This is a genomic window from Salinimicrobium soli, from assembly GCF_048323655.1.
Classification (GTDB): domain Bacteria; phylum Bacteroidota; class Bacteroidia; order Flavobacteriales; family Flavobacteriaceae; genus Salinimicrobium; species Salinimicrobium soli.
Window position 1 is genome coordinate 514,136 of record NZ_JBLUWW010000002.1, and the last position, 12,769, is coordinate 526,904.

General features: G+C 42.3%; 12 protein-coding genes. All 12 read right to left on the reverse strand.

The features are described from left to right. Positions 1-71 precede the first annotated feature (71 nt). Entirely contained in the window at positions 72-653 is a 582-nt protein-coding gene (locus ACNORC_RS07795) for a Tll0287-like domain-containing protein (RefSeq protein ID WP_418335058.1), read from the reverse strand. Positions 654-723: 70 nt separating this feature from the next. Beyond that, the gene (locus tag ACNORC_RS07800) at positions 724-909 is read right to left on the reverse strand and encodes a YgaP family membrane protein (protein WP_418335059.1); all 186 of its coding nucleotides are present in this window, start codon (positions 907-909) and stop codon (positions 724-726) included. Between the two features lie 18 nt (positions 910-927). Further along, the gene (locus tag ACNORC_RS07805) at positions 928-1,233 is read right to left on the reverse strand and encodes a hypothetical protein (RefSeq protein WP_418335060.1); all 306 of its coding nucleotides are present in this window, start codon (positions 1,231-1,233) and stop codon (positions 928-930) included. A gap of 90 nt (positions 1,234-1,323) precedes the next feature. Further along, positions 1,324-4,584 (reverse strand): efflux RND transporter permease subunit, encoded by a 3,261-nt coding sequence (locus ACNORC_RS07810; protein ID WP_418335061.1) that lies wholly within the window; start codon positions 4,582-4,584, stop codon positions 1,324-1,326. Positions 4,585-4,718: 134 nt separating this feature from the next. Beyond that, entirely contained in the window at positions 4,719-5,801 is a 1,083-nt protein-coding gene (locus ACNORC_RS07815; protein WP_418335062.1) for an efflux RND transporter periplasmic adaptor subunit, read from the reverse strand. 191 nt (positions 5,802-5,992) lie between these two features. After that, positions 5,993-7,318: a TolC family protein gene (locus ACNORC_RS07820; protein ID WP_418335063.1), complete on the reverse strand. Its 1,326-nt coding sequence runs from the start codon at positions 7,316-7,318 to the stop codon at positions 5,993-5,995. Positions 7,319-7,493: 175 nt separating this feature from the next. Beyond that, positions 7,494-8,036 carry a DUF421 domain-containing protein gene (locus ACNORC_RS07825; RefSeq protein WP_418335064.1) on the reverse strand — a complete coding sequence of 181 codons (543 nt, stop codon included), beginning with the start codon at positions 8,034-8,036 and terminating at the stop codon, positions 7,494-7,496. Between the two features lie 49 nt (positions 8,037-8,085). After that, on the reverse strand, positions 8,086-9,093 hold the full coding sequence (locus tag ACNORC_RS07830) for a quinone oxidoreductase family protein (RefSeq protein WP_418335065.1): 1,008 nt from the start codon (positions 9,091-9,093) through the stop codon (positions 8,086-8,088). A 127-nt stretch (positions 9,094-9,220) separates the two neighbouring features. Beyond that, positions 9,221-10,372, reverse strand: a complete 1,152-nt coding sequence (locus ACNORC_RS07835; RefSeq protein ID WP_418335066.1) for a porin — start codon at positions 10,370-10,372, stop codon at positions 9,221-9,223. 488 nt (positions 10,373-10,860) lie between these two features. Beyond that, positions 10,861-11,403 carry a VOC family protein gene (locus ACNORC_RS07840; RefSeq protein WP_418335067.1) on the reverse strand — a complete coding sequence of 181 codons (543 nt, stop codon included), beginning with the start codon at positions 11,401-11,403 and terminating at the stop codon, positions 10,861-10,863. Positions 11,404-11,455: 52 nt separating this feature from the next. Beyond that, the gene (locus tag ACNORC_RS07845) at positions 11,456-11,854 is read right to left on the reverse strand and encodes a VOC family protein (RefSeq protein WP_418335068.1); all 399 of its coding nucleotides are present in this window, start codon (positions 11,852-11,854) and stop codon (positions 11,456-11,458) included. 195 nt (positions 11,855-12,049) lie between these two features. After that, the gene (locus ACNORC_RS07850; RefSeq protein ID WP_418335069.1) at positions 12,050-12,568 is read right to left on the reverse strand and encodes a hypothetical protein; all 519 of its coding nucleotides are present in this window, start codon (positions 12,566-12,568) and stop codon (positions 12,050-12,052) included. Positions 12,569-12,769 lie beyond the last annotated feature (201 nt).

The window sequence follows — 12,769 nt, forward strand, 5'->3', positions numbered from 1 at the left end:
AATTTACTGATAATTAGAATCTTAAAACAGGGTAGAGCGAAAATTTTGTGGATCCTGATCTTCCAGAAATGCTATTTTTTGAAACCGATCTTCCAAAGACCGCGGACTTCATTTTCGGCATAACCCATCGCTTTATCGTCAGGGTATAGGTACAGGATCTTTTCCCGAACACTTCTTTCGGTATCCTGAATTCTTCCGTGGCATTGAAGACAGAGATTATTTGTGACCAGGGGATAATAAAACCGGATGCTGTCTCCTTCATTAAACAGAACAGGTTGGGGGTCATTGCCCCAGGAAAGATCTTTGCGGTACTGGTTGATGAGTTTCTTCTCGTCTTTATTCGCCTTATTGTTCGGGTTTCGGAATTTATCGGAGACACGTTGTACGGTAGCACTGTTCTTTTTTGCAATAGCCTGTGTAAGGGGTAGCGCATTTTCATTACAGTACTGCAAGGCGTGTAAAGTTCCTTTGTTCAATTCCTGCATCAAGTGTTGGCCAAGTTCCGTCTGGGCTTCCATAGCGATCTCTATTCCTCTCTGCTCATAGGACTGCTGTATTTCGAAGTTACTTTCAGCAATTGCATCAGAACTTTGTTTTGGTTCTTTACAACCCAAAATTACTAATGGAAAAATAAGCAAGCTCCAGAATCTCATAATATAGAAATAGACTTAAAAAAATAGCATTTTTAAGAATCCTAAAACATGCTTTTCGTCATATTTAGATTTAATTTTTCACTCCTAATTTTTTCAAAATGTCTTCCATTAAACACCATTTCGTGATGGAGGACTGGAACAAGTTGAAGCCGACAAAAGCCGTGAACCACAGCCAGTTGATGTTCACATAGATGGCAAGTAGTAAACTAATAAGTATAAATATGCCTGCAATGGCGCGTATTACTCTGTTAAGCATAATATTCAGATTAAAATTTTAAATAGACTTTTCTATTGGAAGCACAATTGCCCGTACAGGGTTGTTTGTCTCCAGATGTATATTGTATTCTTTCAGGTATTCTAAGATCTCATCGATCTTCACTTCATCGGTGAACGAGAAGAACATTAGGGATTCATTGCCCCCTTTATGCCCCGGGAACCAACTTTGAGTAGCGATAAGGGAATTGGTGTTCTTGTAACCATCGATCTCTGAAGAACTGAAAGCTTCAATATTCGCTTTTTTGAATAGTTTCAGGATGTCCTGCTGGAATTCTGAAACCGTTGTTACGATTAATAGTTTCATTTATATAAGGTTTAAGGTTTCTAAGGTTTTTCCCCCTTCTCCACGGAAGGACAAGAGGGATCAACTTTTATTTCTTCACCCTGAACTTGTTCAGGATCTATCTACATGTTCAACAACTTCTTCCTTTTCTTCAGCTTCTAAAATTGCTGTTTCAGGATGTTTTCCTTTCTCTATCATATAATACACCAACGGTACTACCAGTAAGGTCAGGAAGGTTGACACAATGGTTCCTCCCATCAAAGAAATTGCGAGTCCCTGGAAGATAGGGTCAAACAGGATCACAAAGGCTCCAATTACTACCGTACCCGCAGTTAACAGGATAGGAGTGGTTCTCACGGCTCCGGCTTCTATCACCGCTTGCTTCAGCGGAATTCCGTCTTCCACCCGCAGGTTGATAAAGTCGATGAGCAGCACCGAGTTCCGCACCATGATCCCCGCCAGAGCGATCATTCCAATAAAGGATGTTGCAGTAAAGAAAGCGCCCATGATCCAGTGTCCAAGTACTATTCCTACCAGCGATAGAGGAATGGCTACCATCATCACAATTGGGGCTTTAAAGTTCTGGAACCAGCCCACGATCAGGATATAGATGATCACGATAACTCCAAGGAATGCGATCCCGAGATCACGGAATACCTCCAGAGTGATCTGCCATTCCCCATCCCATTTCACTGTGTAATCATCAGTGAATTCAGGTTGCTGAGTGTACAGCTCGTTGATCTCATAGCCGGGAGGCAGGTCGATCTGTTTCAGTTTCTCCTCCATTCCCAGAATGGCGTAAACAGGGCTTTCGAGTTCCCCGGCCATATCGGCCATTACGTAAACTACCCTTTTCTGGTTCTTGCGGTAAATACTCTTGTCCCTGGTTACCTCCTTCGGAATTGCCAGGTCACCGATACTTACCATCTGCCCGTTTTGTCCGGCTATCTTGATCTGTGAAATATCATTGATCGAGGAACGTTCCTTCTCCTCTAAAGTGAGTACAATTCCTACCCGCTGCGTAGCGTTCTCATCATAAAGATGGGTAACAGCTCTGTCTCCTAATGCAGTATTCAGGGTGTAAACGATTTGTTGGGGAGCTATGCCGTAAAGCATTGCCTTCTCCTTGTCTATCTCAAATTCAATTTCTTCCTGGTCTGCTTCTACCATCCAGTCAATATCTACCACATCCTGGGTATTATGAAGTATGGTCTGAATGCTGTCTGCGATCGCGATCTGTTGTTCGTAATCAGGTCCATAGACCTCTGCGACTATGGTCGAAAGTACTGGAGGTCCCGGCGGAACTTCCACCAGCTTAACATTTGCTCCGTACCTGGCAGCGATCTTTTGAATATCGGGTCGAAGCTTTTTGGCGATATCATGACTTTGAAGGCTTCGGTCACCCTTATCCCTCAGGTTCACCTGGATATCGGCCGTGTTGCTCGCTCCACGAAGGTCATAGTGACGCACCAGCCCATTAAAAGTAATAGGAGCAGAGGTGCCAATGTAATTCTGATAGTTCACTACTTCAGGATTTTGAGACAGGTATTGACCTATTTCTTTGGTCACTACAGCTGTTCGTTCTAAAGTTGTTCCTTCCGGCATATCTATTACTACCTGGAACTCATTCTTGTTGTCAAAAGGCAACATTTTCACCAGTACGGTTTCCGTAAAGAAAAGCGCAACAGATCCCAATAAGAGCAGCGTGGTGAAGCCTAAAAAGCCCCAGCGAATCTTCTTGTTATCGATAAGCGGCTCTTCAAAGCGCTTATAAATGCGGTAGATCATACTGTTCTCGATCTTCTCTTCAGATTCCGGTTTTTCAGGCTCTCCTTTTTTAGCTTTTTCCCTTAAGAATATATAGCCCAGGTAGGGTGTAATGGTAAGGGCCACGAACAATGAGAGTATCATCGCTATGGAAGCACCAATTGGCATCGGGCTCATATATGGTCCCATTAATCCGCTAACAAAGGCCATTGGCAATACTGACGCGATCACCGTAAAGGTCGCAAGGATAGTAGGATTCCCTACCTCGTTAATTGCATAGAGCGCGGCCTGTTTGAATGGCAGGCGCCGCATCTTGAAGTGGCGGTGCATGTTTTCCGCAATAATGATCGAGTCATCTACTACGATTCCCGTTACGAACACCAGTGCGAAAAGGGTGATCCTGTTCAAAGTGTAATCCAGCATGTAATAGCTAAGCAGGGTAAGGGCGAAGGTAATGGGCACCGACAGGAATACTACCAGGCCTCCCCGCCAGCCCATGGCCAGCATTACTACAAGAGTAACGGCTATGATCGCACCTATAAGGTGCATCAATAGTTCTCCCACTTTATGTGATGCGGTTTCCCCGTAGTTTCGGGTCACTTCGACATGTACGTCTTCAGGAATGAGATTTTGCTTCAGGTGCTCCACTTTTCCAAGGACCACATCAGCGATCTTCATGGCATCGGCACCTTTACGTTTGGCCACAGAAAGTGTTACCGCAGGATATTCCGCAGAATATTCCTGAGCCTGTTCTCCGGCCTGTCCATATCCAAAGGATACATAATCTTGGGCCAGTTCTGGCCCGCTTTCCACCTTTGCGATCTGTTTTAGATACACCGGTTGGTTGTCCTGTACGCCTACGATAAGGTTCTCGACATCTTCAGGCGTCTGCAAAAAGCTTCCGGTACTTACCAGAAATTCAGTGTCATTCCGGTCAAAAGTTCCCGAAGAAAGTTGTTGGTTGGAAGCTTTTATTTTTTCCGATATTCCTAAAAGGTCGAGTCCGGCTGCCGCCATTTTATCTTTATCAACGGCCACGCGTACCTCTTTGTTACGCCCGCCGATCTTGTTGACAATAGAAACATCTGGCACTTCCTCGATCTCATGCCTTAGTTCATTGGCCAGCTGATTAAGCTGGTAATCGTCATATTTTTCACTCCACAGGGTGAGGCCAAGTACCGGCACATCATCAATGGCCCGGGTCTTGACAAGCGGAGGGGTGACCCCTCGCGGCAGCTCGTCCATATGTTTCATCAGCTCATTGTACAGTTTTACATACGAGCGTTCAATGTCTTCGCCCACATAGAACTGTACGATCAACATCCCCTGTTCCTTCATAGAAGTAGAATACACATATTCCACTCCTTTTATGTTGGAAACCATCTTTTCAAGAGGTTTGATGATACGTGATTCCACCTCGGTAGGACTCGCCCCCGGGTATCCTACGAAAATATCGGCCATTGGCACATCAATTTGCGGCTCCTCCTCCCGGGGGATCAGGAACGAACTGTACACCCCGATGATCATGAACACGATCATGAGCAGCACCGTCAGTTTCGAACCAATAAAGCCTTTGGCGATTTTGCCTGCTAATCCTTCTTTCATATTTTGATTTCTTATAGTAGTTGTTTGAACATGTCTTTTTTCAAGCTGGGCGTGACCCCGGCATCTGCCGGGGTCGGGCTTTCGGCGCTACATGGTAGCTGCCTCTATCCCTCACGCACCTGCCAGACAGGTTTTTATTCATTTACCTTGACCTTAGCTCCGTTGAACAGTTTCCCGTCTGCCGAAACTATATAGCTTTCATCTGCGTTGAGTCCGCTGAGTACCTCTACCTTGTCTCCATAGGTGCGCCCCAGTCGTAACCATCTTAACATGGCTGTATTTTGTGAACTTACGGTATAGATGCCCTGCAGGTCTCCCTGGGTTATGACAGCCACTTCCGGGATCATAACCGCCTGGGTGGTCTCAGCTTTCTTCTCTATAGGGAAACGTACGCTGGCGTACATTCCCGAAAGTATTTTCGCGTCTGTGTCTTCCAGAGCCACTTTTACCAGGTATTGTCCTCCGGTATTTCTGGCTGAGGTACTTACCTCGGTAACGGTTCCGGCAATGGTTTGGTCAATAGATTTTACAATGACGTCTACCTCGGTTCCGGCCTCGATCCTGGAGATCTCAGACTCCGGCACTCTTGCCATTACCTCAAATGTTCCCGGTGATTCCATTGCCAGTAACGGTTGACCCGGATTGGCCATGGTACCTTCCTCGACGAACTTGTTGGTGATATTTCCGCTAAAAGGCGCTCGTATGTTCACATATGCGAATTGCGACTCCACTTCATTCTTCATTTGTTTTGCAGCTTCCAGTCTGGCTTTCGCCATTTCAAAACGGGCGGTCTGGTCATCCATCTCTTTCTGGGAAGCCGACTGCTCTTCATATAGAGCCTTAAAACGTTCGTAATCTTTCTGTGCATTATTGAAGGCAGCTTCCGCTTCGGTGATCCCCGCATTTACCTGGGCACGTTTGGCCTGCAGGTCACTGTTGTTGATGGAGATCAATAATTCCCCTTTTTTCACTTTGTCACCTACTTTCACGCGAATGTCCTGTATGTAACCCATCATGCGGGTGCTGAGGTTCGCGCTGTTCACAGCCTCTATCTTTCCGCTGGCGGTAAGGAAGTGCTCATCAGCTCCTGAAGGAGTTTCCACCCTTACAGCCACTGCCGGCCCTTTTTTGGCCTCCTGTTTTTTCTCATCGCCGCCACAGCTCGTGGCAAAGAGTCCAAGGCTTAGTATTGCTAAAGTGTATATCTTCTTTTTCATTTTTTGTACAGTTTGTTGTTTCTTGTTTTTGGTTTGTTGTTATAGGTTGTCAGTTCTCAGTTGTCGGTTGTCGGTTTTTTTTTCAGGTCGAACGAAGTCGAGTCCTACTTCTTTATCTCTCGACTCCGCTCGAGGTGACACTGAGTTGACTTTTCGCCTCCCTTTAGGGGAGGGGTTAAGCGGAAAGTCCGTTACTCAGTCACTTCGTTATTCCCCGCCAGGAATTTCAGATACTCAAGCGCATAATTGTACTCATATACAGTTTGATAGTATTCCAGACGTTTTTCTGAAAATTGTGTTTCTGCCATCAACAGGTCAGTAGTTTTTTCAAGTCCCTGTTCAAAGCGATTTTTTCGGATGCGTAAAGCTTCTTCAGACTGCTGCATGGCCAGTTTGGTCAACTGCAGTTTATTCTCTGCATCTTTCAAAGCACGAGTAGCCTTTTTAAGTTCCAGTTCGCTTTGAGATACGTGTTGTTCGTACTCGAGTTCTGCTTTTTTAAATTCGGCTTTTGATTGCTGGGTTTTTCCGAAGCGCTTACTTCCGTCAAAAAGGTCCCATGTCAAAGCTATTCCTGCCATGTACCCGTTGGCATCTCCCTGGAGCAGCTCATCGTCATAAAGTTCGTAGCTTCCGAAGGCATTAAGGCGTGGTAAAAATGACATTTTATCGGCCTGATACATTTTCTTGCGTGCCTCGGCAGCAAGGTCCATAGCCTGAATATCTGCTCTGTCTTTGGAAAGAGTGGGGGAGGGCACACGATTCATTTGTACCTCCAGGGAATCTTTTGGTTCCAACACTACGTCAACGGTATCTCCCATAAGGAACATTAGGTAATCGCTCGCGTTCTTCACGTTGCTTTTGGCGTATTGCAGCCTGTTGTTCACTTCGGTAACGCGTACGTCTACCGCAAGTACGTCTGACTTTTGAAGATAGCCCTGTTTAAAGTTATTATCAGCAAGTGTCTTGTTGGCGTTGGCGACTTCCAAGGCCTGTTCCAACACGGTTACTGCTTTGTATGCAAGCTGAAGTTGCATGTAAGCTTTTTCAACTTCCAGCAACATATAATCTGTAGTGCGTTGTGATTTTAATTCTGTAGCCTGCATCTTTTTCTTTGCGGCTCCCCGTTGGTATATCCCATCGAGGTTTATCAGGGGCTGTTTCACCTCCAACCTGGTGGCGAAATTGTCGATAGGGTCAGGATCGTTAAGCAGAGCGGGGTTAAAGTCACTCTGGGTGACGATCTCCTGGTTGAGCTTTGATCCAAAAGCCATCAACGGATTATTTGTGGTCATCCCGGTGTGGGAGACACTTATGTTTGGTAGAAAAACTGCATTTGTTTGGTGGTACTCGGCGCGGGCTGCCAGGAACTCCTGATGGGAGATCTGTACCTTCTTATTATTCTCCTGTACCCTTTCAAGGATCTCACTTTTCCCAATAGGAATTGTCTCCTGGGCAGAAAGTAACCATCCAAAAAGGAGGGCAGGGAGTAAAATTAGGGTTCTTTTTTTCTTCATCTCTTAAATTTTGATGGTGCAAAAATACCCGTAGAATGTGCTGTGGTCAGTAACCTTTGTTACCCGGCCCTGTAACAATTGTTACTGAAATTTTGTAAGAATAAGTGTATTAAAAAACCTTCCCGTTTAAGAGAAGGTGCCTGAATGGAAGAGTAATGTTGTGAGAGAAAGGCTGTTATTTCCGTTCTCTGCCTTTTTCAGAAACCCCGAGCAGGATCTGTTCTTCAAAGTTTTCGGAGCTATCTGCAGAAGAGCGGTGGATCACCGAAATATCACCGGTCGATTCCAGGACTACTGCACATACCTGCTCCAGATTAAGCACATTTGCTTCCCGAAGTTTTGCAAACAACTGTTCCTCCTGTACCCGTGAGGTCTTTAAGTTGTTATATAGAATTTTGGGACCGTCCATAAGTAGCACAGGTTGATTGGAAATCAGTTTACTTAATGCAGAGGATCTTTTTTGTAAAACAGAAAAAATAAAGGTCAGGGTTAAAAGTCCGAAGATTGCCACAAATCCTTGTACCACTGTAGTCGAGGAGGTGAGGATCGAGGAGATGATGCTACCAACCGCTATGGTAATAGCAAAATCATAGGCTGTAAATTTAGCAAAGGACCTCAGACCAATGATACGGGTGCAAAGAATGATCAAAAAAAAGACTGCCAGGCAGCCTGCTAAAGTTTCCCACAGCGGGTCATTGGATTTAAATAACCATTCCATATAGTTTCTTTTTAATGTTCCCTTTCACTTCCTGGAATCAATGCGGCTCTCAATTTATCCTCATAACCAGTTTCCCCTTCATAGCATTTTGTTCGAGAAGCGTATGCCCGGTCTGCACGGTTTTAACTGAAAAATCACCTATCTCATTTACTGGCAGGGGTTCAAGGACTTCCTGTTCGAACAGTTGGCTAAGAATATTTAAATTTTCTGAAAATTGATTTCGCAGTTCTGCCTCTTCAGTCAAAGCATTTGAATAAATCGCAATATTCTGGACAGTTGCAGATTTATTGAATAAAATTGTTCTTGCAGTACTTGTGGTGAGGAAAGGAATATCTACAAACGTACCTTTAATTTTCAGGACGCCTGCAGCTATTTCAGAAATGTTTCCACCCACAAAATCAATACAGACATCAAAATATTTGTCTGCATTCAATTCGAGTATTTTTCTAACCAGATCCTCCTGCCTGTAGTCAATGATCTGTTCAGCTTTTAAGCCAAGATCAATTAGATACTCCTTACTCTTTTCACTTCCGGCCGTGGTTATGATATTATTTATCCGGAAATGTTGAGCAAGTTTTATAAAGAAACTACCCACCCCGCCGGAACCTCCGGTAATAAAAATATTTTGTTCTGGTTTTAGATTTGTTTGTTTTATGGTTTGAAGAGCAGTCAATCCAACTACCGGTATAGCGGCAGCCTGGCTCCAGGAAAGATTTTTTGGCTTTTTTCCCAGAATGTTTGCAGGTAAGGCTATTAGTTCAGCGTTTGATCCATTAGATCCCATTATACTCGAGTAGGCCATTACCTCGTCTCCCGCTTTCAAACTGTTTACCTTTTTTCCTGTTTTTAAGACAATTCCCGACAGGTCACGGCCAAGGATCATAGAACTTACCATATTTGTTTCGGGGCCTCCTTGCCTTATCTGGTAATCAGCAGGATTAAAGGAACAAGCTTTTATTTGTACCAGCACCTCATTTTTTCCTATTTCCGGATCAGGGACTTCTCTTAATTCAAAATTTTCAACTCCTCCATGAGTTTTTAAGACAATAGCCTTCATTCACTAAATGTTTAAAAAGAAGGTGAAATTAAACTTTTTTGGTTTATTGATCTGAAAACCGGAAAAGAATCCTTCCGAAGATTATCGGGTAGGGATTAATTTGGATGTGATTTTTATTTAAATACTTCTACAATAACAACAGGGGAGCGATAAAACCAACCCGAACCTCATTCTTATTATAACTGGATTCGCCCAGTTCCTCTATGGCGTAAGGTGAATAATCATAATACCGACCGATATAGGCCAGGTAAAAACGGAGGTCAATATTTTTGAAGGGGCTGTAGTATAAGGTTGGAATGGCTCCATAGCTCGTTCTCATATGGTCCCGGCTGGTTTGGACGTTTCCATAGGCGCTGCTGGTCATGAGGGTAAGCAGGCCTTTCCATTTAGGGCTGAAGCGGTATTCTGCCCTTAACCAGTTTTCAATGTAAAGTACATCTTCAGCCAGCCTGTTACCAAGTATACCGGTCAGAATACCTTTGGTATCAACATCTTCATAACTATAATGAAAGTCATACATAAGGGTTAGATCACGGTCTTGGTATTTATGGCCTAAGGTAAAAAAAGAGGTACCTCTTTTTTTTACTTCATTGGAGTAGCTCAAGCTGTAAATGGTCTGGAATTTTCCATCAAAGAAACTTCCTCTCCAATTTCCAACTACTGCAACCGGCCAATCGGGTTCCTGGATATTTTCTGCAACAATATCTCCGTAGAGATCGTCATAATGCATGGTGCGTGAGTTTAGCACCTGCAATCCGAATTGATGGTTATTTGAGGCTTGAAAAGTAACTCCCGCTCCGGTAACAAATGCCAGGGCATTTCCGTAAATATCGTTATACTCCAGAACATCCAGGGCACTGAATTCGTATTCATATCCGCCGTAAAAAGCGTTCATTTTTCCAAGGAGGATATTAAAGGCCGGACTTATTTTGACATCGATGTAAGCCAGTTCAATATTGCTGCCCAACCTATCCAGGGTTTGCACATCACTGTTTTTATTAAACCGGTTTCTAAATTTAAAATTCAGTCTTTCGTGAAGTTTGCCCGAAATTCCGAGAGCTGTAAATCCGTTTTGAAACTGGATCCCGTTGTAATAGTTGTCACCACCTCTATAGGTATATGCCTGAAACTCCATACGCATATCAAACGTGATATTTATATTCTTCAGGAGTTCGATCTTTTCTACCGGAATGACAGGCTCCTTGAGACTATCATTTTGTTGCGGATATCCCATTAGAGGGGATAAAAAAAGTGCTATGAATAAAACTGATCTTCGCATAGGAGTTTTAGTTTGTAATTTTATAAAGATCTACAGCAGAAATCCTCTTAAGGTGATAAGTGAGAAGGAATGCTTCTGCAGGAATCCTTAGAAATTTACTGAAAATTTATCGCAATTAGCAGGAAGGCCGGTATTATCAGGAAATAAAGCTCTGGAATTCTGATGATTACTCAGTATCAATTGCCTGATTCTTTAATTCATAGATCCCTCTGTCTGCGTTATCATTGTCTAGCTTGCAGTACTTTTCCGAAGTAATAGAATACTAAAGGCATTTAAGATGAGCAGATACCCAACAACTAATCGAAATGGGAGTGGGATGATTTGCTAAAGGATAAGATTTGCTATTAAAAGAAGGATTATTCCGGGTTTTCCAAGGTAATGCTCCGTTTTTCACTCCTTGTTAAGGGTTTTCCCACAGCTTGCTTATTAATGCTTCCTTTCTGTAACGATCTGTTGAAACAAACGCCGTTATGCGGTCGGCTTTATTTTCATTTGGTTGTTTTACCACCCATTGCTGTAAATACACTGTCGATTGGTTCCCACAGTTCTATTTTGTTTCCTTCCGCATCCATGATATGAACAAATTTCCCGTAATCAAATGTTTCAATGCTATCAAGGATTGTTACGCCATTATCCCGGAGTTTCTTTACAAGTCCTTCTATATTTTGGACTCTGTAGTTTATCATAAACTCCTTTTTCGAAGGGGCAAAATATTCACTCCCTTGTTTGAACGGACTCCATTGCAAGTAATTTATTTCGTCTGGTCTGTTTGCATTTCTGAATTCAAAGCTTGAACCCCATTCATTTACTTCAAGTCCTAAATTTTCTGAATACCATTCTTTTGTCTTTTCAGGATTATCTGAGAAAAAGAAAATTCCACCAATTCCTGTCACTTTAGGTGTGGTGTCCTGCTGGGAAAGGTTTTTGTCCGGTTCATTTTTTTGTTCTTCCATATTTTTTGATTTGTTGGTCTTCAAGTCACAACTTGTCATTGTTGCCATTACGCAAAGTGTAAATAGTAGTTGCTTCATTTTTGCTGACAGTATTTTTGGGTAACAGTTATTCTCAGTAGTCCAAATTCAGTTATTGCAAATAAATTTCCAACGGTATGCCGTTTGGGTCACGGAAAAAGAATGCGTAATAAGTTTCTGAGTATTCGGGATATTTTCTGGGTTCACGAGTAATTTTCACGTTCAGGTCTTTAACTACCTCGTAAGTTTTGTCAACTTCAGATTCGCTTTTAAGTTCAAATGCTAAATGGTCCAGTCCGACATTCCGTACAAATTCATTACTTTCCTTATTTTGGTCAAAACGGATCCAAATATTATGTTCTCCCTGTTTATAGGATTTTAATTTTCCAAAATCGCCCTCATCTACGTGATCGATTTCAAAACCGATTAGAGTTAACAGTTTATTATAGAAAGATTCAGATTCATTGAAATCTTTTACGTTTAAAAATATATGTCCGATAATTCCTTTCATATGCACTTTAAATTAATCATATTTTGGGCAATGTCTCACTAAATACAAGTTGCGCCTGCCTGCCGGCAGACAGGAAGTTGGAGACACGAATTTGTCAGGTTTAGTTGTTGATTTTAAATGTAGTCAAAAATGACATTTTTAGAAGGCCTCCCACAATTGCCCGTTAAGTATTGTGGTGGTGTGTCTGGGAGTTATTCATTTTATTTCTTTTTGTTTCACTTCTGCCATTTCATTCATTTCTATTCCCAATAATTCATTTAAAGTTTCTTGAGGAGTTACCCATAGAATAATGCCTAAACCTCCAATTATTAAAATCCGTGTAATAATTGATTTATAATCGTTCGATCTGGTAGTTGAAAATTTTATAATGGAGATTAATCCGATTATGAATAAAATTGGAATTCTTAACGGATAAAAAGTATTAAATGGCCAATACATAAGAGACCATAAAATGCCTAAAGTGGTAATCCCTAATCCGAAACCCAGTCCGATAGTGCCAAATATTCTCCATGTTGAAATACCCCGGTAAGACTCCTTTTTTAAGATCTTTATGAAGTGGATATTGTTGAAATAAGCAATGCTGAAGTAGGTGTAGAACACACTCAAACCCGTAATAGACATTATAAATAGCGGATTCAATTCGCTACCTAAAATGAACTTATAAACTATTGATATGGCTGCGACAGTTCCGAAAATCAATTCGATTTTTCTCATTTGTTAGAATTATGTTTAAGGCACTAACATCTCCGGTTAACAAAATTGGCGTGTAGGGAAGATTGCACTTTCAGTTGAACCCGCTGTTTCTTATGGAAATAAATGTAGGAAAATAGTTCTCAAAAAAGCCATTTTTGGATAGCCATTGATGTGAATTGTTCTTTCTTAGGCAGCTATAACAATTTACTGATGGTTCTAATG